The sequence below is a fragment of the Mesorhizobium sp. M8A.F.Ca.ET.165.01.1.1 genome, from assembly GCF_004792065.1.
GTDB lineage: Bacteria > Pseudomonadota > Alphaproteobacteria > Rhizobiales > Rhizobiaceae > Mesorhizobium.
This window is the reverse complement of the sequence record NZ_SRTH01000012.1, coordinates 152,829-174,424: the sequence shown is the minus strand read 5'-3', so window position 1 is coordinate 174,424 and position 21,596 is coordinate 152,829. Positions and strand designations below refer to the sequence as shown.

The following is a 21,596-nucleotide window of genomic DNA, read 5'->3' as shown; positions in this document are numbered from 1 at the left end:
ATCATCCTATCGTCAAGCCGCCGGCGCCGACATCGCCGTCTCGTCCTGCTTCGGACGATTGGCGGGCAGTTGCGTTCCGGTCAGCACATAATACGCATTCTCGGCGATGTTGGTCACATGGTCGCCGATGCGCTCGAGATTCTTGGCGCAGAACAAGAGATGCGTGCAAGCCGTGATGTTGCGCGGATCCTCCATCATGTAGGTCAGCAGTTCGCGGAACACCGAGGTGTATTTGACGTCGATGCGTTCGTCGTCATTCCTGAGCTTGGCGAGGGCGGCGGCATCGCCGGCCGCATATTCCTCGACCACGCCCTGCACCTGGATCAGCACCAGCTGCGCCATGGAGTCGATCGAGTGCGACAGGTCGCGCGGCGTCGCGGTGAGACCGACGGAACCGACACGCTTGGCGATGTTCTTGGCAAGGTCGCCGATGCGCTCGAGGTCGCCCGCCATGCGGATCGAGCCGACGACATGACGCAGATCGTCGGCCATCGGCTGGCGCTTGGCGATCAGGGTGATGGCGCGGTCGTCGAGTTCGCGCTGGCGCGCATCCATGATGGCGTCGTCGGAGACGACGCGCTGTGCCAGCGCGTTGTCGGAATTCAGCAGAGCCTTGGTGGCGCCGCCGACCATCGTGCCGGCGAGATCGCCCATGTCGCTGATCAGCCTGCTGATCTGTCCGAGATCCTCATCGAAGGCTGCGACTGTGTGTTCGGCCATGATCCTGGTCCTCGTATGCGTGATATCAGCCGAAGCGGCCGGTGATGTAGTCCTGCGTGCGCTTCTCGCGAGGCGACGTGAAGATCTTCTCGGTCTTGTCGAATTCGACCAGTTCGCCCAGATACATGAACGCCGTCTGGCGCGACACGCGCGCCGCCTGCTGCATGTTGTGGGTGACGATGACGATCGTATAGTCGGCCTGCAGCTCGTCGATCAGTTCCTCGATCTTGGCGGTCGACAGCGGATCGAGCGCCGAGGCTGGTTCGTCGAGCAGGATGACTTCCGGCTTCACCGCCACGGTGCGGGCGATGCAAAGACGCTGCTGCTGGCCGCCCGACAGGCTGAGGCCGCTGGCGTTGAGCTTGTCCTTGACCTCGGTCCACAATGCCGCGCGCTTCAGCGCCTGTTCGACACGGCCGTCCATCTCGGACTTGCTGATCTTCTCGTAGAGACGGACGCCGAAAGCGATGTTCTCGTAGATCGACATCGGGAACGGCGTCGGCTTCTGGAACACCATGCCGATCTTGGTGCGCAGGAGATTGAGATCCTGCGAGCGGTCGAGGATGTTCTGGCCGTCGAGCAGCACCTGGCCGTCGGCGCTCTGCTTCGGGTAGAGCTCGTAGATGCGGTTGAAGACGCGCAGCAGCGTCGACTTCCCGCAGCCCGACGGGCCGATGAAGGCGGTGACGCTGCGCTCGGGCAGCGACAGGCTGATATCCTTCAACGCCTTCGACTGGCCGTAGTAGAAGTTGAGGTTCTTGACCTCGATCTTGGCCTTATCCACGGCCACTTCGGGCGTGTTCAACTCGGTGGACAACATCGGTTTCATCTGTCCTCTCTGCGTCCGGTAAGGCTGCGGGCGAAAATGCTCAGGCCGAGAACCGTCAGGGTGATTATGAGTGCGCCGGTCCATGCCAGTTGCTGCCATTCCTCATAGGGGCTGAGAGCGAACTGGAAGATGGTGACAGGCAGGCTGGCCATCGGCGCGTTGAGATTGCTCGACCAGAACTGGTTGTTGAGCGCGGTGAAGAGCAGCGGCGCCGTCTCGCCGGAGATGCGGGCGATGGCGAGCAATATGCCGGTGACGATGCCGGAGAGCGCGGCGCGGTAAGCGACAGATTTGATGACCACCCAGCGCGGCGCGCCGATCGCGGTGCCGGCTTCACGCAGCGCGTTCGGCACCAGGTTGAGCATGTCCTCGGTGGTGCGCACCACGACCGGAATGACCAGGATGGCCAGCGCAACGGCGCCGGCAATGGCGGAGAAATGTCCCATCGGCCGCACCATCAGCTCGTAGACGAACAGGCCGATGATGATCGATGGCGCCGACAACAGGATATCGTTGATGAAGCGCACGATGGTGGTGAGCTTGGAGAAGCGGCCGTATTCGGCCATGTAGGTACCGGCGAGCACGCCGATCGGCGTGCCGACGATCACGGCGATGATCGTCATCACCACGCTGCCGTAGATGGCATTGAGCAGGCCGCCGGCGTCGCCGGGCGGAGGCGTCATTTCGGTGAACACGGCCAGCGAGACGCCGGACAGGCCCTTGTAGAGCAGCGCGCCGAGGATAAGCGCCAGCCAGGCGAGGCCAATGCCGGCGGCGACGACGCACAGCGTCATCATCACGCCATTCCTGCGCTTGCGGCTTTGGTGAAGCGATGCGGCTGTGGACATCGGTCAGGCTCCCGTATGGGCGTCGATGCGCATCAGCATGTAGCGTGCGATGGCAAGGATGAGGAAGGTGATGACGAACAGGATCAGGCCGAGCGCCACCAGCGAGGAGGTGTAGAGATCGCCAACGGCTTCGGTGAATTCGTTGGCGATGGTCGCCGAGATCGTCGTGGCGGGCGCGAACAGCGAAGTCGAGATGCGGTGCGCGTTGCCGATGACGAAAGTGACGGCCATCGTTTCGCCGAGCGCACGGCCAAGGGCGAGCATGACGCCGCCCATGATACCGATCCGGGTATAGGGAATGACCACGCGCCGCGTCACTTCCCAGGTCGTGCAACCGATGCCGTAGGCCGACTCTTTCAGCACCGACGGCACCGTGTCGAACACGTCCTTGGTGATCGAGGTGATGAAAGGCAGGATCATGATGGCGAGGATCATCGCCGAGGTGAGCAGGCCGATACCATAGGGCGGGCCGGCAAACAGATTGTTGAGCCCGGGAACACCATGGAACAGCCAGATGATAAAGGGTTGCACCGTCGTCTGCAGGAACGGTGCCAGCACGAACAGGCCCCAGATCCCGTAGATGATCGAGGGGATGCCGGCGAGCAGTTCGACCGCCATACCAATCGGGCGCCGCAATGCGCGCGGGCAAAGTTCGGTGAGAAAGATCGCGATGCCAATGCCGAGCGGCACGGCAATCAGGATGGCGATGGCGGATGTGATGATGGTGCCGTAGATGGGCGCCAGCGCACCGAATTTCTCGGTCACCGGGTTCCAGCTTTCCGTGGTCAGAAAGGAGAAGCCGAAGGTTGAGAGCGCTTGCCAGGAACCGGCAAACAACGAGATGGCGACGCCGCCAAGCAGGACCAGAACCAGGATCGCGGCGGCACGGGTCGCCGCATGGAAGATCGTGTCCGTCAGCGCGAAACGTCTGACGATGGCATCGCGCGAGCCCTTGATGGCTGGCAAGGCTTCCTGGACAGCACTCATGTCAAGCTCGGCTCTTTGTGTTGAGAAAAAGGAGCGCCGCGTAAAGCGGCGCTCCTTCGGGTGATGTTACTCGCCAGCGTAGACCGGCTTGCCGCCGGCCTGGATGTCGGCCTTCCACGAAGCCTTGATCAGGTCGACGACGCTGTCGGGGATCGACACGTAGTCGAGCGCCTTGGCGGTTTCCTTGCCGTCCTTGTAGGCCCAGGCAAAGAACTTCAGCGCTTCGCCGGTGGCGGCGGCATCGTCCGGAGCCTTGTGGATCAGCACCCAGGTCGAGGCGGCGATCGGCCAGGTGGCGTCGCCGGGCTCGTTGGTGATGATGACGTTGAAGTTCTTGGCAGTCTTGAAGTCGGCATTCGAAGCGGCGGCGCCGAAGGACTCGAGCGACGGCTCGACGACCTTGCCGGCTGCATTCAGCATCTTGGAGTAGGACAGCTTGTTCTGCTTGGCATAGGCATATTCGACGTAGCCGATGCCGCCGTCGGTCTGCTTGACGGTGTTGGCAACGCCTTCGCTGCCCTTGGCGCCGACGCCGGTCGGCCATTCGACAGCCGTGTCCGAACCAACCTTGTCCTTCCAGTCGGGCGAGAGCTTCACGAGGTAGTCGGTGAAGTTGAAGGTGGTGCCCGAGCCGTCCGAACGATGCACGACGGCGATCGCGGTCGACGGCAGGGTGAGCGAGGGGTTCAGCGCCCTGATCGCGGCGTCATCCCAGGTGGTGATGGCGCCGAGATAGATCTGGGCCAGCGTCTTGCCGTCGAGGACGAGTTCGCCCGGCTTGATGCCCGTGAGGTTGACGATCGGCACGATGCCGCCCATCACCATCGGGAACTGCACGAGGCCGTTCTTTTCCAGATCGGCGTCGGACATCGGCTTGTCGGTGGCGCCGAAGGTCACGGTCTTGGCGATGACCTGCTTGATGCCGCCGCCCGAGCCGATCGACTGATAGTTGAGGCCGATGCCGGTGTCCTTCTTGTAGGTGTCGGCCCATTTGGCGAACACCGGATAGATGAAGGTCGAGCCGGCGCCGGAAAGGTCAGCTGCCATTGCTGCGGAAAGGGTGAGGGTGGACGCCGCAGCCATTGCAATCGCAACGGCCGCCGAGCGGATGAAATGTCTCATGTGGCCTGCTCCTGTTCGGAAGATGGTCTCTCGGCGCCATTTCCTCCGGCGCCCGCTGAGGCCAATAGCCTTCGATTATAACAGTCGCATGACAGTTTCGTGTCAGCCCGGTAACGCGTCGCCCGCACCGGGAAAGGCGCTGATGCCCGGCGCTCGCGGCCCGGTCCGGGTTTACCGCCGGAATCAGGGGCTTGAGCCGTCCGGCGGCTGGAATCACCCAGGATTCGACCGAGCTTTCCCACGTGAATAAAATCCGGACGGGAGCGCGTTGCTCGCAGCCAGAGCGTGTCATGGCCGGGCCATCGCCAAAAACAGGTCCGTTGGGGTAGGTGACGCTGTTTCTTGCAGGCGGTCGCTGCTCCCGCCCGTAACCGAGAAGAGCGGAATTCGATTTTGCTATTGTTCCGGCTGGAGGCAGCCTTTGATATGGCGCGATCGCACCATAGTCACTGCACGCAGGGGTAGCGGCAAATCCCCTGCTGATTCCCTTGATTTGCCTCGCCGGATCCTGAAATCCGGGCGACGGGGGTGCTATCCCGCGTTGCGGTGGACCTGACGGCCGGCGCCAACCCAGCGCTCGACCTTCTCGAGCAGGGCCCTGGGGCTGATCGGCTTGGGCAGATAGTCGTCCATGCCCGCCTCCAGGCAGCGTTCGCGGTCGCCCTTGAGCGCATGCGCGGTGACGCCGACGATCGGCACATGCGTGCCGGTTTCCTGCTCCAGCAGGCGGATCGCGGCCGTCGCTTCGAGACCGCTCATCTCCGGCATCGAGACATCCATCAGGATCATGCACGGGTTGAGCGTGCGGAAAGCGTCGAGCGCCTTGCGGCCATTGCCGACGATCTCGAAACCATATCCGGTCTCGCCGAGGATCTGGGTGAAGACCATCTGGTTCACCTCATTGTCCTCGGCCACGAGGATATCCAGCCTGTGCCCGCCGACCGTGGCAGGCGGCCTGGGACGAACCGGTGGCGGCTGCAGCTGCGCGCGCTGCTCGGCTACCGCCAGAGACGACCGCAGGGCAACCTCGAGCACCTCGCCCGCTGGCGGCTGAACGGCGTGGCCGCTGGTGGTGTGGCGATGGCGCTGGATGGTCGCGACCAGCGTCTCCAGGAGCGCCGAGGAGCGTGCCGGCTTGATCAATTGCGCGTCGATGCCAAGATCGCGGTAGCTGGTGTTGGCAAGCGACTGGTCGACCGAGGTCAGCATGATGATCGGCGTGTCCGCGAGGCCCTCGGTATTGCGCACGATGCGCGCCATTTCGGCGCCGGTCATCTCGGGCATCTGGTAGTCGAGCACCACGCAGTCGACCGCCACGCCATAAGCTGCCGCGGCGATCAGCACCTTGAGGCCTTCGGCGCCGCTTTCGGCAGCGCAGGAATCGAACGTCCAGGAGGTCATCTGCTCGGTCAGGATGGCGCGGTTGACGGCATTGTCGTCGACGATCAGCACGCGTGCGCCGGTCACGTCCACCGGCGTGATGCGCTGCCCGTTCTGCTGCCCGGCCCCGGGCAGCGTCACCGTGAACCAGAAGGTCGATCCCTTGCCCTCGGCGCTCTCGACGCCGATGTCGCCGCCCATCAGGTCGACCAGCCGCGAGGTGATGGCAAGGCCAAGGCCGGTGCCTTCGTGGCGCCTCGTCGACGACGTGTCGACCTGGCTGAATTTCTCGAACACCAGTTTCAGCTTTTCCTCGGGGATGCCGATGCCGGTGTCGGTGACCGAGATCGTCAGCCTGGTTCCCGTCGGAACCCGTTCTCCGGTCACGTCGACCAGCACATGGCCTTCATCGGTGAACTTCACCGCGTTGCCGAGCAGGTTGGTGACGATTTGCCGGATGCGGCCGACATCGCCGATGAACAGCCTTTCGAGCCGCGGCTCGATACGCACGATGAGCTCGAGGTCCTTTTCCTTGGCCCGCGTCGACACCAGCGTCGCCACGTCCTCGATCGCCTCGGCGAGATTGAAGGGCGCCGGATCGAGCACCAGCTGGCCGGCATCGATCTTGGAGAAATCCAGGATGTCGTTGATGATGGTCAGGAGCGCGTTGCCCGATTTGACGATGATGTCGGTGAACGTCTTCTGCTTCAGATCGAGATTGGATTTGGCCAGGAGTTCAGCCATGCCCAGCACGCCATTCATCGGCGTGCGGATTTCGTGGCTCATATTGGCGAGGAATTCCGACTTGGCGCGGTCGGCGAGCACGGCGCGCTGGCGTGCCTCGCTGAGCTCCGCTTCGCGTTGCTTGAGCTCCGTAATGTCGGTAGTGGAACCGATCAGGTAGAGCGAACCGTCGGAGGCGATCATTGCGCCCTTGCGGGCGAACTGATGCCTGACGCTGCCGTCGGGAAGGCGAACCGTCTCCTCGATCTCCTGGGTCTCGCCGGTACGCAGCACGGCGAGATCGCTGGCCACGAAGGCCTCGCCATCCGGCCCGAATATCTCGACGTCGGTCTTGCCGATCGCCTCCTGCTTGCTGAAGCCGGTGAGGTCGCACCAGCCCTTGTTGACATAGAATTGCCGGAGGTCGGAGCGCTTGGCGTAGATCGACACCGGTACGTTGTCGATAAGGCTGCGGAACACCTCGTTCTCGCGCATGCTCTCTTCCAGGGCTTGCTCGCGTGCCTTGACGTCGGTGATATCGGTGCTGGAGCCCACGACATGCACCGATCCGTCGGTGGCCACAAGGCGGCTCTTGCGCGTCATCAACTGCCGCACCGTGCCGTCACGATGGGTAACGGGCTCCTCGACCTCGCGCACATTGCCGTTCGTCACGACATCGGTGTCGTCGTGGCTGAAGCCCTCCGCTTCCTCGCCGCTGAACAGCTGGCGGTCGGTCCGGCCGATGACATCGTCCTTGGTGAGACCGGTTAGCGCGCACCACGCCTTGTTGACGAATTCGATGCTCAGGTCCTGCGCCTTGATGAAGGCGGCCACCGGCAACTCGTCCATGACGTGGCGGAAGAGATCGATCTGGCGCATCGAGTCACGAAGCGCCGCCTCGCGGCTCTTCAGGTCGGTGATGTCGACGCGCACGCCGATGAACGTGCCGTCGCCGGTGCGCATGTCATAGACCTGGTACCAGCGTCCATCCGCATTGAGGCGCTCATAAGAAGAATTGGGCAGCCGGTAACGCGCCAGGATGCCGTCGAGCCAGCGTTCGGGGTCGACTTCGTACAGGCTGTCGATCCCGGGATCGCCGCTCGAACGGAAATAGCCGACCGAATGACCGAACTCCAGCGCTTCGCGGAAGGTGCGGCCAGGCTGCCAGAAGGGCTTCAGCGTCGGCAGGGTATCCTGCAGCCTGTGGTTGGCGAAGACGAACTTGTCGTCCCGGTCGTAGATGATAACGCCGGCTGGCAGCGATTCCAGCACGTTGGCGAGATGCTTGCGCGCATCTTCGGCTTCGGTCTCGCGCCGCTTCATGTCGGAAATGTCGAAGAGAAAGCCGGCGACATAGTCGCGGCCGCTTGCCACGCGGACGCGATTCTTCCTGACGATGCGCGAACGGCTGGCGCCGCCGGCCTCGAAGCTTTCTTCCACTTCGTATTGCTGTCCGCTGGCCAGCACCTCGCGTTCGCTGCTTTCGAACAGCGCGACCTGGTCCGGCCCGAGGAAATCGCTTCCCGGCCTGCCAAGCATGGCTTGCGGCGCCTGCTTGAACAGCGCCGCGAAGGCCTCGTTGACGAAGACGAAGCGCAGATTGTCGTCCTTGACGAAGATCGGATCCTTGACGCCGTTGATCACCGCTTCCGCCAGCCGCGCCTTTTCCAGCGCTTCGGCGAGTTCGGCCTCGCGATCCTTCATGTCGGTGACATCGACATAGGAAATGAACCGCTTGCCGCCGGCCAGCGGCGCCATCGACGAGATCAGCGTCCGGCCGTCATTGCGCGGGAACTGCCGCGATCCGGCTATGCCGGCCCTGATTTCAGCCTCGCGCTCGGCCACATGCCGCTGCCATGTCGCGTCGTCCGAACCATACGGGTCGATGTCGCGGCTCGCGTCCATCAGCTCGCGGAAGCTGCAGCCGGTCTCGGCGCGCCGGGCGTCGATCTGCCAGAAATCGTAAAAGGCGCGGTTGATGACCTCGGCACGCATGTCGGCGTCGAGGACGAGAACACCGATCGGCATCTGATCGACCATGGTGCGCAGATTGGCGAAAGTCTCGGCGATCTTGGCGTTGGCATTCTCGATCTCGGCGTCACGCCGCTTGACCTCGGTGACCTCATAGTAGGTCAACAGGCGCTTGCCTCCCGACAGAGCCGTGACGGAGAACATCATGGTCCGCCCGTCGGCGTGGGCAAACTCCCGAGGCGCGACGGTACCGGCCCTGATCTCCTCGACGCGGGTGGCGAGGTAGCGCTGCCATTGCTTCTCGTCGATGTCGCCATAGATGCCGTTGCGGCGGTTGAGTTCCATCAACAGGCTGAACGGCGCGCCGACGGTCACGGCCCCATCCGGAATCCTGGAGAGATCGCGATAGGCTTTGTTGACGATCAGTGTGTCGAGCCTGGCGTCCAGAAGCACGACGCCCATATGCATGGCGTCCATCGTCCGCTCGAGATCGGCAAGATGCCGGACTGGCTCGCTGCCAACCGGCGGTTCCATGCCCTCGAAGGCGCTGGCCAGCGCGGTGACGTTGCGGCCCATGCCGCGATAGCCGGCAAATTTTCCGTCGCCGTCGAAACGCGGGAAGCCTGAAGTCAGCACCCAGCGGCAGTCGGGGCGGCCGCCCTTCAGTTCGTAGACGAAGTCGCGGAACGGCCGGTGCGCCTGCAAATCCTCCAGATGGCCTGCCGCGCTGCGGTTGCCCTTCAGGACCTGATTGAGAAAATCGAAGCGGAACCGGCCGAGCACGTCAGCCGGATCGATACCCGTCGCCGCCTGGTAGCCTTGTGAAAGCCAGGAAAAGCGCAGTTCCGCATCGGTTTCCCAAATCCAGTCCGAGCCCGCTTCGACGAGTTGGCGCAGCACGTCGGCGCCATCCATGTCGACGCCGGATGATCCGTCGCCGCCATGCGCGGCGGCCTTGCCGGGGTCGCGCTTGCCGCGCGCGCCGATTGCTTCGTCCACTTCCGCCATGCTGTCCCCACCCCGAAAATCAAGGCCGAACCCTCCCTCCGCGGTTCGTCGGCGGAATGTGCCGCAGAAGCATTAACGATCCGCTAACCTTAACGGCGCAACCGGCCTGTTCCTGCTGCGTTATTCCGTCCGGTTGTGGCGTGGAGCAAGGCCGCGCTATAAGCATGCGCAGGGGTGGTGCTAATGTATGGACGGATAGGGCCTTTCTTGCTGGGCGTGGCGCTGCTTTTCGGCGGCGGCTGCTCGCGCAGCTATGACGGCACGGTCATTATCCCACGACCGCTCGACGCCAGGCGGATCTGGGACCGGCCGCCGCCCAATATCGACTACCAGCCTCAGGTCGACACTGGTGCCTTTCCGGGACCGCCCCAGCAACCCGGGCGGGTTTCCGACCGCAGAGCCAAGCCTGCCGTGCACAGGCGGTATCAGACCAAGGTATCACCGCAGCCTCCGCAGTCATCGGACTCCGAAAAACAATTGGCATGCAGGAACGTGAGCGCACCCGGCCAAAGGGTTCGCATGGTCTGCGACTAGTGCATGTCGCCCAAAAGTGACCTCGTTTGGGAAGACGACATGCATAAAAACAAGATCTGGCGCAAATCGTCCTGCCAATAGGCCACGCCACGCCGGAAGCGGTGCACCCGGTCAATCAGGGCAACCGCCCACGGCTTCTGGATTTGTAGGATCCTTTCAAATGATGGCGGGCGCGATCGCAACGCGAAAGCGGCCACATCGCGTCCCGCTTGAGGCCATCCCAATTCTGCCCGACCAAAATCCGCGTCGCCGGAGAGCCACCCCGCACCGCAACTAACAGCGATTGTTGCGCTTTAAGTCTCGCGGCCTGAGCTAAATCATGGACTCAGGAGCATTGCGAACCCCGTCGGCAAAGCTTGATGTCTGGCCACCAGGCAGTTCCGGCGCGATACAATGCGAGGAAGATTAACGTGGTCTCTCGGGCGGCAGTGCTTCGTTGTAATCTTTGCTTGAGCTGAGATCATGTACGACCAGAGGCCAATGTTGCATATATGACACGTCAATTTCAGTAATCATTCTCGACAATTTCATGAGATTGACAATCCTGACGATGCAAACCAACGTCTGTACCGGGGTGCGCGGCTGTTATGGATTGACCTATGGCTGAGCGGTTTCGCACGTCCAGAATTGCCTATTTGAAAGCCGTTCGAACTCATCCCGCCGAGCGCATGAACGCGGCCAACGGATCCGAGAGGACCTCGGCCCGATTTCCCGATCAGCGCGCAGCCAAGCGGGGTTGCCGAAACCCTCTGACGGTTCGTAACATGCTTCTTCAGTCTGTTGCGTCCGCCTCGCTTCTTTGCCTGAGCGATCTGCGGGCTTTTGCCGCCTGCGTGGAAGCGCCTCCCGGTACCCTGATTATTGAATGCAGGGGGCAAATCAATAGCGGCTTCACGTCCGCGGGGTTGTCGGTCACGGTCAATGCCGATTCCACGGCGGTTTTCAACGCTCCCGTCACGATTGAGGGACCGGGCACAAGCACGTTCAACAATCTAGGCACGGCCAACGCCGATGTGATCGCTATAGGCAACACCAGTTTCACCTTGAACAACGCAGGGGTGCTGGACAATGCAGTTCGCGCGACCGACAACGGCACCTTCCAGCTAAACAACCATGGCCTGATCGACGGGGGCGTCTTTCTTGCGGGGTCGGGTGTCAACAACATCATCAACTTTGCCGACGGTCAGGTTCAGAACGGCGTCACCAGCACGGGCAATTCTAACGATGCCGTGATCAACCTCGGGTTCTTCGCCGGCTCGATCAGCCTCGGCGCCGGAGATGATGTACTGGATCTGGCCGCGGGAGATGTTCAGACTTCCGTCGACATGGGCTCGGGTAACGACAACTTCAGGTGGATCGTCGGCAATGTCGCAGCGACCGTGCAGATGGGCGATGGCGATGACACTGCCCTTTTTGTCCGTCTCACGCAAAACAACCTGACCGCCGGCAAGATCATCGACGGCGGCTTGGGGACCGACACGTTTACCTGGGACCATACCACCAACGACCAGGGTGCTCAGCAGGGCGACCAACCCACGAATATTGTCAACTGGGAAGACTTCAGGCTCACCAACCGGTCGCAGCTGAGGTTCATCTTTACGACGGGCGTTCTGACGCTCGGCGACACGCAAACAGGAACTGGGACGCTCTCTATCGATTCCACCAGTTCGGTCCTGGCGGGCAATTCGTTCGGTTATGGGGTCGTGCCGTTCGATTCGTCGCAGCTGGTCACGGTGAACAATGCCGGGGCCATCGACCTAACGAATGATTCGCCGGCGCCCGGCACCGGAACCTCCCTGCATGACACGTTCACGATCCACGGCAACTACGTCGGCCAGGATGGTCGTCTTTTGCTCAACACCTTCCTTGGCACCGACAATTCTCCCTCCGATCGGCTTGTTATCGAGAATGGCGCGGGGCGTGGCTCGACCAGCATTCTTGTGACGAATGTTGACGGGCCTGGCGCCCTGACGACCGGCAACGGCATCCAGGTTGTCGATGCGACCAACGGCGCCACCACCACTGCCGGCGCGTTTGCGCTCGGCGGCCCCGTCGCCGCCGGTGTATTCGAATACAATCTGTTTCGCGGCGGCGTGACGCCATCAGCGGCCACGGATAACGACTGGTTCCTGCGCAACACAGTGTCGCCGCCACCGCCGCCACCACCGCCACCACCGCCACCGCCGCCACCGCCGCCGCCGCCACCGCCGCCGCCACCGCCGCCGCCACCACCGCCGCCGCCACCACCACCACCGCCGATCCCGAACGTTCGTCCGGAGGTTCCGGGGCATGTGATCGCGCCGCTCGTTGCACAGCGAATGGGGCTGATGACGCTCGGCACTTTCCATCAAAGACGCGGCGACCAGTCGCTTCTGATCGGTGATGGCGCCTTGATATATTCAGCCCCCGACTCGCAGGGCTCGGACATGCCGGCGGATGGCAGCCCGCCGCCCGCCGTTTGGGGCCGCGTGTTCGGTGCTCAAAGCGATCTTGGCGCCGACGCAACGCTCAGCATCGCCGACTTCAAAATTGGACCGGAATTCAACGGCAATTATTGGGGCCTGCAGATTGGCAGCGATATCGCAGGCGTCGAACACGACAACGGCCATGTCGACCGTTTCGGGTTGTTCTACACGCATGCCGAAGCGTCCGGCGACATCAGCGGCAACGTGCTGGGCGGCCTGGAGTTGCCCGCCGGAAGTCTCGATCTGACCGAAAACAGCATCGCCGGTTACTGGACCCACACAGCACCTAGCGGCTGGTATGTCGATGTCGTGGCCAAGTACGCCTGGCTTGACGGCACCTCCGAATCGAATCGCGGAATCGGCAGCGATGTTCAGGGCAACAGCTTCGCCGCCTCGGCCGAGACGGGCCTGCCCTACATGTTTGCCCAAGACTGGGCGATTGAGCCGCAAGCGCAGCTGATATGGCAGCGCATCCACTTCGATGACAGCCGGGATCCATTCTCCGCCATCGGCCACGACCCGTTCGACGCAATGACCGGGCGAATCGGGGCACGCCTGGAACACAGCATGGGAAAGGTGCTGGCACATGCCGGCATCAACCTTTGGCACGGCTTTTCGGCGGAGTCGGTCGTTACCTTCAACACCACCCCGCTTGTGCTTGACACCAGCGGAACCTGGCTCGAGCTGAATGGCGGCGCGGCCTTCGACGTCAGTAATAACGTTTCAGCATTCGGCGACGTCAGCTATTCGTTCGATATCGACAGCACCCATCAGCAGACGTTCGGCGGCCAGATCGGACTGAAGGTGAGATGGTAACGTGCCGATGTGAGTACCTGGGCCGCGCCTCGTGGCGAGCGCGACCTTGCACCAGGCTGGTGCGTCCCAGGCGATGGCGAATCCTGTTGCCATCGAGGGCGGTCAAGAGCGAAACTCGTTCAGGCAACAACAGAGCCTCCATCTCATGAATCAGCTTATCGCCTACGTCGCCGAGGGACATGAGTTGCGCATCCGGCCTGCACCGCCCGAACGGGACTGGATGGACAATACCGACGAGCGGTTTGCCTACCGATGCCTGCCGCTGAACATAGCCAATGCTCATGGCTGGGAAATTTTGTGCGCGACTGCCTTTTCGGCCATCTGGGACGGCCGCGGCAGCGTCGACGCTATCCGAATAAAGCCAAAACCTGGAACTGTTCCACCAGCGGTCACCCATTTTGGCAACGGAACGCTCACATTCCACGTCCCTTGTCTTTTCCGGACGGACCCTGGAACCAATCTGTTCGTGACCGGCCCCCTCAATCGTCCGAAAGACGGCATCGCGGCACTGTCGGGGATCATCGAGACTGATTGGTCGCCCTACACTTTCACCATGAACTGGAAGTTCACGCGCCCGAACCAGAGGGTACATTTTGAAACCGGCGAACCTTTTTGCCATTTGTTCCCGCTCGCGCGTGGCGGTCTCGACAGCGTGACGCCGGAGCTACGCAACCTTGCTGAAAATCCGGAGCTCCAAGGCGAGTTCAAGCATTGGTCGGAAAGCCGGGACAACTTCAACGCCGCGCTGGCCGATCCGGCATCAAGACCTGCCCAGGACAAATGGCAGAAATCATATTTCCGCGGTGTATACCCATCGGGGGCCCCCTGTCCGGAGGGGCACCAAAGCAGACTGCGCTTGCGACCATTCGCAACGAAATGATCGCGTGCGTCGACGGTTCGATGATTTGCGGAGCAACGACCGAGCAGTTGGTCCACCCAAAGTAAATCGAACCCTGTTCCCGCGCGCCCACCAGCTTTGGGACGACGACGGGCATGTCATCTGGAATGAAAGCACGTTGCGGTAACCGGTGATTTGAAATCGGACCTGTCGTCCGGATCGATATCCGCCTAAAGGCTGACCGCGTCGTCGGGCTGACGGCCCGCACACTCACGGATCAGGACGCCGGGGAAGTGATCCCCAGCAACATCAAGACCAGCAAGCTGGACTTCTCGGCCTCCAACCGGGGGCATTGAGCGATCCCTCTAGCCGATGCGATCAATCAGGCGTTACCGGTGGCTGGCCTTGAAACCTTTGCCCGTGCTGCTGCGTTGAAGGGCGAAGGAGAACGCAGATGTCGATCCACTTCACGGTATCGGAACTGACAAGAAACCTTTTTCACTCTCTCGGGCTGGATCACGAGCGTGCCCCACGGCCGCTTAATGCCGAGCAAAACCTGTTGCTGGAGTGCTATCTCGCAGGGCAGATTCCGGAATCGGCCTGGAGCGACTATGTCTTCGAGACACCGGACCTGGCACGGCATGCCGAACTGCGGCGCCTGAGCCATTGATCTGCCGGCTGGGGAAAAAGGCTCGGCAGCAATTGTCTTGAGAGCTATTTCTTGGGTGAAACGAATTGCAACGTGAAGACGTTGCCGCCAATGCCTTGCGCCAGATCAGGTGAAAAATTCAGCGGCGTGCAATTCTTGACCGCGGCGACGGCCGCATCAATGAACGACTTGCGCGCCTTCTCGTCCCCGGCCACGTTGGCCGCGGTTGGCCGCGGCGGACCGATCAGAGTGCCGTCGCGCTTGAAACTGAAGCTCAGGGTTACAGTCGAATTCCCGGCATCGGCGGGCGGCGTCCAGCATGACTGGATCGCGGCTCCGACATCGTCCATGTTGTTGAGTGTTGCGGCATTCGACGGACAGACGATCCCTATCGACATCACACCCGCAATGACCAGTTCGGCAACACCCTTCATCGCAAGCCCTCATCGTCACGACCAGCCGGCAATCCGCACGGGACCGCCGGGATCGATGGTAGAGCCAACACCGGCAATGGCAATATCCCTTGCCAAAAAGTTGTTCGGACAGAGCATGGCCAATGTGAGCCAATAGCCGAAAACAAAAAGGCCGGCACTGAGCCGACCTTTCCTTTTCACCTCGGCAGTTGCGCCAGTACATCCGTGGTCGCGGGCCGAAAGCGAATTGACCCCAATAGACAGGCTATTGGTAAACCAAACCTTAACGCGCCTGTCGTCCCACGCGCCCAGTCGGGAATCGCTGAGCCGCGAAGCCATCCTCTTGCGGCAGGACGGCCTATGCGACCGCCCTGAATTCGGCTTCTGGCACCGTCCCGAGACCCGCGCACTGCGCGCACACCATGGTCTTTCCGGGACAACCACTTTGATGCGTCCCTTGCGGGCAGCAATGCCCTTTTGACGCACGCCATCTGGAGCAATCGAAAACCTTGCCGCCGCCATGGCAGTGCGTGCATATCATCGTCACGGAAGTCATTCCAAACTCTACCCGACCCGAAATCCGCGTTGCCGCGAAAGCTACCCCGCCCCGCAAGTATCAGAGATCGCAGCGCTTTCAAGCGCCGCGGCCTGACTTAAATTGGGTGGATCCGGGCACACGACGTCCCGGGCTCTCGCGGCATTTGCGCGCTCTTTCGAGGCATGCAGAGCCCATGCCGGTACTGGTGAGAAATTGTTCGATTGTCCTGAGATCAACGACCGCGCCGTTGCTTGGTACGCCCAAGGGGAATCGAACCCCTGTTCCCGCCGTGAGAGGGCGGTGTCCTGACCGCTAGACGATGGGCGCGCTCAAGAAGGGGCGATATAGGCTGGCGGCTGGCAAAAAGCAACTGGGCTTTCCAGACTTCGTGGACTTTGCCGAACGGCTCTGATCAGCCCTGCCGTTTCGGCTCGATCAGGTCCCAGAGATTGCCATGGAGATCGGCGAAAACGGCCACGGTGCCATAGGCTTCGCAACGCGGCGCCTCGCGGAACTCGATGCCCTTGTCCAGCATCATTGCGTGGTCGCGGGCAAAGTCGTCGGTTTCGAGGAACAAGAAGACCCGGCCGCCGGTCTGGTTGCCGATGCTTTTCCTCTGCGCCTCGTCGGATGCTTCGGCAAGCAGCAGCCTGGCGCCCTGCCCGTTTGCCGGCGCGACGATCACCCAGCGTTTGCCGCCGCCGAGATCGACGTCCTCGACCAGCAGAAAGCCCAGCCGGCCGACATACCAGGCGATCGCTTCGTCATAGTCTGCGACAACCAGCGCCACGGTCGCGACACGGCGATGTTCGGAGTATCCGGCCACCGTCTTTGCCTGCCTATTTGTTGCGGATTGCAAAACGGCCGATCAGGCGGCGCTCTGCTATATCATAGACGAAGATCGCACGGCTCCCGTCCGCGAGTTCTGCATCGATCGAAAGACGATCGCCCGACAGCGACTGACTGACCACCTTGGCGCCCACCGGCAGGACGATATCGGCGCTGGCCGGCTCGCCCGCCGGCTTCTGGACGTCGCCGGACAGCGCCGGGTTGGCCGGCGGCGCCTTGCGTGATTTGTAGACAATCGCCGCGATCACCACCATAAGAGCCAGAAAGAGCAGGCTGAGATTAATGGCCATGAAGCGGATGAGCTTGCCGCGCAGCTTGTCGACCTCGGGGTCAAGCGGCTTTTCCTGTTCTTCATCGGCATCGGGCCGGGCCATGGCAAATATTCCAGAATGGTTTTTCGATGAGCGCTCATAGCGAAGAGGCCCCCGAATTGATAGAGGACCTGTTGATGGGGGCTGCGCCCACCTTGCTGGTCGCCGGCGCGGATGCGGCCGGCCAACGCCTGGACCAGTGGCTGGCGGCGGCCCTCGGCCCGGACATGTCACGCAGTCGCGTGCAGATGCTGATCAGGCAAGGCGCCGTCGTCATCGACGGCAAGCCGGTCGACGAAACCAAGCGCAAGATGAGCGCAGGCGAAAATGTTTCGGTGGCCATGCCGGAGCCGGAACCGGCGCAGCCACGGGGCGAGAACATCGCACTCGACGTGCTCTATGAAGACGACGAACTGATCGTCATCAACAAGCCTGCCGGGCTGGTCGTGCACCCCGGCGCCGGCAACTGGACCGGCACGCTGGTCAATGCGCTGATCCACCATTGCGGCGACAGCCTGTCTGGCATCGGCGGGGTACGCCGGCCGGGCATCGTCCATCGACTCGACAAGGAGACAAGCGGCGTCATGGTGGTCGCCAAGACCGACCGCGCCCACAAGGCGCTGTCGGAGGCCTTCGCCGACCACGGCCTGACGGGCGACCTCGAACGAGCCTACCTTGCGCTGGTCTGGGGCATACCGCAGAGGCCTACTGGAACGATCGACGCGCCGCTTGGCCGCGCCGCCGACCGGGTGCGCCGCGCTGTCGTGCCGGAGGGCCGCGACGACGCGCGCCACGCCGTCACCCGCTTTGCCGTGCAGGAGCGTTTCGGCGATGACCAGCGGGAATTCGCCACCGCAAGCCTCGTCGAATGTCGGTTGGAAACCGGCCGCACCCACCAGATCCGCGTTCACATGGCCCATATCGGCCACCCCGTTATCGGCGACCCCGATTACGGCCTGGCGTTCCGTACCAAGGCCAACCGACTGCCGGAGCCCCTGAAAAGTCAGGTCAAGGCATTTTCCCGGCAAGCTTTGCATGCCTGGCTCCTTGCATTTCGGCATCCCACTACCCATCTAACGATGAGGTTCGAGGCGCCGATACCGGGGGACATGGAGGAACTTGTCGGCAGCTTTCGCAAACTCTGAACCTGCCATCAAAAAACCTGAGTGGCATTGTTCACTTCAACGTGACACACTGTTTCGTGTTGAACAAATGCCTGTCTTTTCTGGTTTTGTTCCTGTATAAGTTCTGATGTCGCGGGCGAGCCTTTTGGTGCTCGCGTCACATGCCCGCCGCGTTTCGGGGGCATCACTCCAATAGAGAGGGGGCGCTATCATGGCCCAGTCATTACCCAGTATCGTTTCCGGCGAAGGCGGCCTCAGCCGCTATCTGGAAGAAATCCGCCGCTTTCCCATGCTTCAGCCGCAGGAAGAGTACATGCTCGCCAAGCGTTACGCCGAGCATGAAGACACCACGGCCGCGCACAAGCTCGTCACCAGCCATTTGCGGCTCGTCGCCAAGATCGCCATGGGCTATCGCGGCTACGGTCTGCCGATCGGCGAGGTGATCTCGGAAGGCAATGTCGGCCTGATGCAGGCCGTCAAGAAATTCGAACCCGAGCGTGGTTTCCGCCTCGCCACCTACGCCATGTGGTGGATCAAGGCCTCGATCCAGGAGTACATCCTGCGCTCGTGGAGCCTGGTCAAGATGGGCACGACCGCCAACCAGAAGCGTCTGTTCTTCAATCTCCGCAAGGTGAAGGGCAAGATCCAGGCGCTGGACGACGGCGACTTGAAGCCCGACCAGATCGCCGAGATCGCCACGCGGCTGAACGTTTCCGAGGCCGAAGTGGTGTCGATGAACCGCCGCCTGTCCGGCGACGCGTCGCTCAACGCGCCGATCCGGGCGACGGAAGGCGAGTCCGGCGAATGGCAGGACTGGCTGGTCGACGACCACGAAAGCCAGGAAGAGATGCTGATCGAGCAGGACGAGCTGGAAAACCGGCGCGGCATGCTGTCGGGCGCTCTGGCCGTGCTCAACGATCGCGAGCGGCGCATCTTCGAGGCCCGTCGCCTCGCCGAGGAGCCGCTCACCCTGGAAGAACTGTCGGCCGAGTTCGATATCAGCCGCGAGCGTGTTCGCCAGATCGAGGTGCGCGCCTTCGAGAAGGTGCAGGATGCCGTCAAGGCCGCCGCCAAGCGCCAGATGCAGGCGCTGCGCACCATTGAGGCACAGCCGGCGGCTTAAAGCCGGGATCGGCCAGGAATATCAAGGCGGCGTCAGGAAACTGGCGCCGCTTTTTTGTACGCCCAGCGAGCCACGGTTACCTCAAAGCGAATCCAGTGGAAATTTGAGGTACCGCCGGCCATTGGCTTCCGGTTCCGGCAGCCGTCCGCCGTTCATGTTGACCTGCAGCGCATGCAGGATCAGCCGCGGCATCGGCAATGTGCGGTCGCGCGCCTCGCGTAGCGCCACGAACTCGGCCTCGGTGCGCGCGGCGACAAGATGGGTGTTGGTGGATTTCTGTATCGCCACGGTGCTTTCCCACAAGGGCTCGCGGCCACCGGGCTGATAGTCATGGCCGACGAAGACACGCGTCTCGTCGGGCAACGCCAGGATGTCCTGGATCGAGCGCCAGAGCCGTGCGGCGCTGCCGCCAGGGAAATCCGCCCTCGCCGTGCCGCTGTCGGGCATGAACATCGTGTCATGCACGAAGACCGCATCCCCCACCACATAGGTGATCGACGCCAGCGTATGTCCTGGCGAGAACAGCACCTTGACCGGAAGGGTTCCGATCCGGAACGTCTCGCCCTCGGCGAACAACCTGTCCCACTGCGTGCCGTCGGCGCGAAAATCGGGCCAGTTGTAGATGACCTTCCACAGGGCCTGGACGTCGACGATCCTGTCCCCGATCGCCACCGGCGCTCCGGTCTTCTGTTTGAGGTAATGCGCCGCCGAGATATGGTCGGCGTGCGGGTGGGTGTCGAGGATCCATTCGAGCTCCAGCCCGTTCTCCCCGACGAAACCGAGCAGGGCATCCGCGCTCCTCGTACCGGTGGCGCCGGATCTCTCGTCGAAATCCAGGATCGGATCGATGATGGCACATCGCTTCGTCGCCGGGTCCGTGACGACATACTGAATGGCCCCGGTCGGCTTGTCATAGAAGCCGCTGACCAAAGGCCTGGCCAAAGCTACATCCACGTCCGGCTCCCTCACCCCACGGCCGGCAGGAACGATTTTCTCCACCGGAACCCATTGCGGGCATGGTTGTCCGCTCCCGCGGGCCAGTCAAGCATGACTTGGCTCGCAGAAGCGGAAAAACCAAAAACGGTTGCGACGCGTTGGCTTCAGGCGGAAGGCTGTTTGGTCTTCCTGAGATAAGGCAGGATGGTCTCGTAGGCGCCGAAGCGCTTGATCGCATCCTCGTTGGAAACGGCGGCGGTGATGATGACGTCCTCGCCCTGCTTCCAGTTCGCCGGCGTCGCCACCTGGTGCTTGGCTGTGAGCTGCATGGAATCGACCGCGCGCAGGATCTCGTCGAAGTTGCGCCCTGTCGTCATCGGATAGGTCAGCACCAGCTTGATCTTCTTGTCCGGTCCAATGACGTAGACCGAGCGCACGGTGGCGTTGTCGGCGGGCGTGCGGCCTTCCGAGGTCTCGCCGGCGCCGCCTGGTAGCATGTCATAGAGCTTGGCGACCTTGAGGTCCTTGTCGCCGATCAGCGGATAGTGCACCGAATGGCCGGTGGCCGTCTTGATGTCGTCCTGCCATTTGCCGTGGCTTTCGACCGGGTCGACCGAAATGCCGATGATCTTGACGTTGCGCTTCTTGAACTCGCCCTCGAGACCCGCCATCGTACCAAGCTCGGTCGTGCAGACCGGCGTGAAATTCTTCGGATGGCTGAACAGGATCGCCCAGCCGTCGCCGATCCAATCATGGAATTTGAGGGCTCCCTGCGTGGTTTCTGCGGTGAAGTCCGGCGCGATGTCGTTGATACGAAGACTCATGACCTATCCCTACCCCTTGTGAAATGTAGCCGGTATTCTTTTCGCCGGCCGGTGCCGGCGCCCGATCGTAGCACCGCAGCGTGACTGATTAAACGCTGGAGATGACGGCTATTCAGCCGGCGGGCAAAAATTTTTCCGTGTCCGCGGATCGGGCGCGAAAAATAAGGCGCGACATCGGGCATGAGACAAACGCCAGGGATCGGCGAGGCGCGCCTCAGGCCTTGGTGATCGCCAGCGACGTCGCCAGATCTTCCATCCGCTGCGCCAGGGCGCCAAGCGCGCTGGTCAGCACGCTGTCACTCTTGTCGGCCTTGGTCAGCGCCTCGTCGCGCGTCTTGCGCAAGGTCAGCACTTCGCTTTCCATGCCCTTGACGCGCTTCTGCAGTTCGGAAAGCTCGTCCATCACCATGATGCCGGCCATGACGGTCAGCCGCTGGTCGCCGATCTCGCCAAAGGAATCCTTCAGATGCGAGACATAGCGGTCGAAGCGTTCGGCGAGATCGATCAGATGCTCTTCCTGGCCCTCGTCGCAGGCCATGCGGTACTGCTTGCCGTCGATTGAAACCGTGACCTGTGCCATCGGGCCAG

18 protein-coding genes and 1 tRNA gene are annotated in these 21,596 nt (G+C 62.3%); 5 read left to right on the top strand and 14 right to left on the bottom strand.

All coding sequences use genetic code 11. The features are described from left to right. Positions 1-12 precede the first annotated feature (12 nt). From phoU to EN808_RS26455, 6 genes are all read right to left on the bottom strand, one after another. Positions 13-720, bottom strand: a complete 708-nt coding sequence (gene phoU, locus EN808_RS26480; protein ID WP_127277552.1) for a phosphate signaling complex protein PhoU — start codon at positions 718-720, stop codon at positions 13-15. A 25-nt stretch (positions 721-745) separates the two neighbouring features. Continuing rightward, positions 746-1,549, bottom strand: a complete 804-nt coding sequence (gene pstB, locus EN808_RS26475; protein WP_127277554.1) for a phosphate ABC transporter ATP-binding protein PstB — start codon at positions 1,547-1,549, stop codon at positions 746-748. Next, entirely contained in the window at positions 1,546-2,397 is an 852-nt protein-coding gene (gene pstA / locus EN808_RS26470) for a phosphate ABC transporter permease PstA (protein WP_127277556.1), read from the bottom strand. The genes pstB and pstA overlap by 4 nt, the downstream gene beginning before the upstream one ends. Before the next feature lie 3 nt (positions 2,398-2,400). After that, the gene (pstC, locus tag EN808_RS26465; protein WP_135917183.1) at positions 2,401-3,384 is read right to left on the bottom strand and encodes a phosphate ABC transporter permease subunit PstC; all 984 of its coding nucleotides are present in this window, start codon (positions 3,382-3,384) and stop codon (positions 2,401-2,403) included. 66 nt (positions 3,385-3,450) lie between these two features. Further along, on the bottom strand, positions 3,451-4,506 hold the full coding sequence (gene pstS, locus EN808_RS26460) for a phosphate ABC transporter substrate-binding protein PstS (RefSeq protein ID WP_135917182.1): 1,056 nt from the start codon (positions 4,504-4,506) through the stop codon (positions 3,451-3,453). A 531-nt stretch (positions 4,507-5,037) separates the two neighbouring features. Then, positions 5,038-9,588, bottom strand: coding sequence for a PAS domain-containing protein (locus tag EN808_RS26455; RefSeq protein WP_189524168.1), 4,551 nt, complete (start codon positions 9,586-9,588; stop codon positions 5,038-5,040). A 1,133-nt stretch (positions 9,589-10,721) separates the two neighbouring features. Here EN808_RS26455 and EN808_RS26445 point away from each other — a divergent pair. From EN808_RS26445 to EN808_RS26435, 3 genes are all read left to right on the top strand, one after another. Next, positions 10,722-13,403, top strand: a complete 2,682-nt coding sequence (locus tag EN808_RS26445; RefSeq protein WP_135917180.1) for an autotransporter outer membrane beta-barrel domain-containing protein — start codon at positions 10,722-10,724, stop codon at positions 13,401-13,403. Between the two features lie 31 nt (positions 13,404-13,434). Further along, the gene (locus EN808_RS26440) at positions 13,435-14,283 is read left to right on the top strand and encodes a DUF6065 family protein (RefSeq protein ID WP_245464328.1); all 849 of its coding nucleotides are present in this window, start codon (positions 13,435-13,437) and stop codon (positions 14,281-14,283) included. A gap of 412 nt (positions 14,284-14,695) precedes the next feature. Further along, positions 14,696-14,911: a hypothetical protein gene (locus EN808_RS26435; RefSeq protein WP_127872069.1), complete on the top strand. Its 216-nt coding sequence runs from the start codon at positions 14,696-14,698 to the stop codon at positions 14,909-14,911. A gap of 44 nt (positions 14,912-14,955) precedes the next feature. Here the strand turns inward: EN808_RS26435 and EN808_RS26430 are convergent, their stop codons facing one another. The 5 genes from EN808_RS26430 to EN808_RS26410 form a co-directional block, all read right to left on the bottom strand. After that, positions 14,956-15,324, bottom strand: a complete 369-nt coding sequence (locus EN808_RS26430) for a cell envelope integrity protein TolA (protein WP_135863108.1) — start codon at positions 15,322-15,324, stop codon at positions 14,956-14,958. Positions 15,325-15,339: 15 nt separating this feature from the next. Further along, the gene (locus tag EN808_RS26425; RefSeq protein ID WP_135863110.1) at positions 15,340-15,642 is read right to left on the bottom strand and encodes a hypothetical protein; all 303 of its coding nucleotides are present in this window, start codon (positions 15,640-15,642) and stop codon (positions 15,340-15,342) included. Positions 15,643-16,093: 451 nt separating this feature from the next. Next, positions 16,094-16,168 (bottom strand) — tRNA-Glu (locus EN808_RS26420). An 85-nt stretch (positions 16,169-16,253) separates the two neighbouring features. Beyond that, the gene (locus EN808_RS26415) at positions 16,254-16,667 is read right to left on the bottom strand and encodes a VOC family protein (protein ID WP_135863113.1); all 414 of its coding nucleotides are present in this window, start codon (positions 16,665-16,667) and stop codon (positions 16,254-16,256) included. Between the two features lie 13 nt (positions 16,668-16,680). Next, a complete protein-coding gene (locus EN808_RS26410; RefSeq protein WP_135917179.1) occupies positions 16,681-17,064 on the bottom strand; it encodes a fimbrial protein in 384 nt (127 codons plus the stop codon). Positions 17,065-17,090: 26 nt separating this feature from the next. Here EN808_RS26410 and EN808_RS26405 point away from each other — a divergent pair, with 26 nt between their 5' ends. Both EN808_RS26405 and rpoH read left to right on the top strand, forming a co-directional pair. Continuing rightward, positions 17,091-18,146, top strand: a complete 1,056-nt coding sequence (locus tag EN808_RS26405) for an RluA family pseudouridine synthase (protein WP_127872072.1) — start codon at positions 17,091-17,093, stop codon at positions 18,144-18,146. Positions 18,147-18,336: 190 nt separating this feature from the next. Further along, complete coding sequence (gene rpoH, locus EN808_RS26400) at positions 18,337-19,248, top strand: RNA polymerase sigma factor RpoH (RefSeq protein ID WP_015315375.1); 912 nt, start codon at positions 18,337-18,339, stop codon at positions 19,246-19,248. A gap of 81 nt (positions 19,249-19,329) precedes the next feature. Here rpoH and EN808_RS26395 read toward each other — a convergent pair whose 3' ends face one another. From EN808_RS26395 to EN808_RS26385, 3 genes are all read right to left on the bottom strand, one after another. After that, complete coding sequence (locus EN808_RS26395; RefSeq protein WP_135917178.1) at positions 19,330-20,202, bottom strand: MBL fold metallo-hydrolase; 873 nt, start codon at positions 20,200-20,202, stop codon at positions 19,330-19,332. Between the two features lie 146 nt (positions 20,203-20,348). Next, on the bottom strand, positions 20,349-21,008 hold the full coding sequence (locus EN808_RS26390) for a peroxiredoxin (protein WP_135917177.1): 660 nt from the start codon (positions 21,006-21,008) through the stop codon (positions 20,349-20,351). A 214-nt stretch (positions 21,009-21,222) separates the two neighbouring features. After that, positions 21,223-21,588, bottom strand: coding sequence for a cell division protein ZapA (locus tag EN808_RS26385; protein ID WP_127277837.1), 366 nt, complete (start codon positions 21,586-21,588; stop codon positions 21,223-21,225). Positions 21,589-21,596 lie beyond the last annotated feature (8 nt).

Bases quoted from the DNA above. Each gene is read 5' to 3' on its own strand.
- EN808_RS26385 (WP_127277837.1), bottom strand. From the start codon at position 21,588: ATGGCACAGGTCACGGTTTCAATCGACGGCAAGCAGTACCGCATGGCC.
- EN808_RS26435 (WP_127872069.1), top strand. From the start codon at position 14,696: ATGTCGATCCACTTCACGGTATCGGAACTGACAAGAAACCTTTTTCAC.
- EN808_RS26445 (WP_135917180.1), top strand. From the start codon at position 10,722: ATGGCTGAGCGGTTTCGCACGTCCAGAATTGCCTATTTGAAAGCCGTT.
- EN808_RS26455 (WP_189524168.1), bottom strand. From the start codon at position 9,588: ATGGCGGAAGTGGACGAAGCAATCGGCGCGCGCGGCAAGCGCGACCCC.
- pstB (WP_127277554.1), bottom strand. From the start codon at position 1,549: ATGAAACCGATGTTGTCCACCGAGTTGAACACGCCCGAAGTGGCCGTG.
- EN808_RS26425 (WP_135863110.1), bottom strand. From the start codon at position 15,642: ATGGCTTCGCGGCTCAGCGATTCCCGACTGGGCGCGTGGGACGACAGG.
- EN808_RS26410 (WP_135917179.1), bottom strand. From the start codon at position 17,064: ATGGCCCGGCCCGATGCCGATGAAGAACAGGAAAAGCCGCTTGACCCC.
- pstS (WP_135917182.1), bottom strand. From the start codon at position 4,506: ATGAGACATTTCATCCGCTCGGCGGCCGTTGCGATTGCAATGGCTGCG.
- EN808_RS26390 (WP_135917177.1), bottom strand. From the start codon at position 21,008: ATGAGTCTTCGTATCAACGACATCGCGCCGGACTTCACCGCAGAAACC.
- EN808_RS26430 (WP_135863108.1), bottom strand. From the start codon at position 15,324: ATGAAGGGTGTTGCCGAACTGGTCATTGCGGGTGTGATGTCGATAGGG.
- EN808_RS26405 (WP_127872072.1), top strand. From the start codon at position 17,091: ATGAGCGCTCATAGCGAAGAGGCCCCCGAATTGATAGAGGACCTGTTG.
- phoU (WP_127277552.1), bottom strand. From the start codon at position 720: ATGGCCGAACACACAGTCGCAGCCTTCGATGAGGATCTCGGACAGATC.
- pstC (WP_135917183.1), bottom strand. From the start codon at position 3,384: ATGAGTGCTGTCCAGGAAGCCTTGCCAGCCATCAAGGGCTCGCGCGAT.
- pstA (WP_127277556.1), bottom strand. From the start codon at position 2,397: ATGTCCACAGCCGCATCGCTTCACCAAAGCCGCAAGCGCAGGAATGGC.
- rpoH (WP_015315375.1), top strand. From the start codon at position 18,337: ATGGCCCAGTCATTACCCAGTATCGTTTCCGGCGAAGGCGGCCTCAGC.